Source organism: Pseudomonas sp. K8 (genome assembly GCF_014889455.1).
GTDB classification, from domain to species: domain Bacteria; phylum Pseudomonadota; class Gammaproteobacteria; order Pseudomonadales; family Pseudomonadaceae; genus Aquipseudomonas; species Aquipseudomonas veronii.
The window spans coordinates 1-713 of record NZ_VJWO01000160.1 but is presented as its reverse complement, the minus strand read 5'-3'; the positions used below and the strand labels follow the sequence as shown (position 1 = coordinate 713).

The window sequence follows — 713 nt, the reverse complement described above, 5'->3', positions numbered from 1 at the left end:
AACACCCGCGCCAGTGTCATCGCCGACAACCTTAAGGTGCTGGAGCAGGCACGCGAAGAAGAAGCCAAGCTGCGCCGCGCCGGCATCGTGGCCGATGACGGCTGGCAGGCGCGCTGGTACCTGGACCGGATTCCGGCCGAGATCCATTCGGCCACCGGGCTGGATACCTGGTGGACGGCGCTGGCCCCGGAGAAGAAGCGCGCGCTGGCGTGGACGCTGGCCGACCTGCTGCCGGGCGAGGGCAGCGATGCCGAGCGCTACCCGAAGTACCTGCCGCTGGGCGATGCGCGGCTGGCGCTGCACTACCGCTTTGAGCCGGGCAGCGACGAAGACGGCGTCAGCCTGGATGTGCCGCTGCACCTGCTCAATGCATTGGATCCGGCACGGCTGTCGTGGCTGGCGCCCGGCTTCGTGGCCGACAAGGCCTCCGCGTTGATCCGCAGCCTGCCCAAGGCCATGCGCCGCAATTACGTGCCGGCGCCGGACTTCGGGCGTGCCTTCGCCGAGGCGTTCCCCGCGCCCAGCGCCGATGACCTGCGTGGCGAGCTTGCCCGGTTCCTGTCGCGCGCAACCGGCGCGCAGGTGGCGGCCATCGATTTCGATGAAAGTGCGCTGGATGCGCACCTGCGCATGAACCTGCGCCTGCACGATGCGCAGGGCAAGCTGCTGGCCGCCTCGCGCGACCTGGACGCGCTGCGCGCCCGCTTCGGCGA

The 713-nt window shown here is 70.3% G+C and carries 1 protein-coding gene; it reads left to right on the top strand.

Annotated features, from left to right (window positions below; translation table 11 throughout):
* Positions 1-713 (top strand): DUF3418 domain-containing protein (locus INT12_RS30720; RefSeq protein WP_193059209.1); only part of this gene is annotated, 713 nt, incomplete at both ends.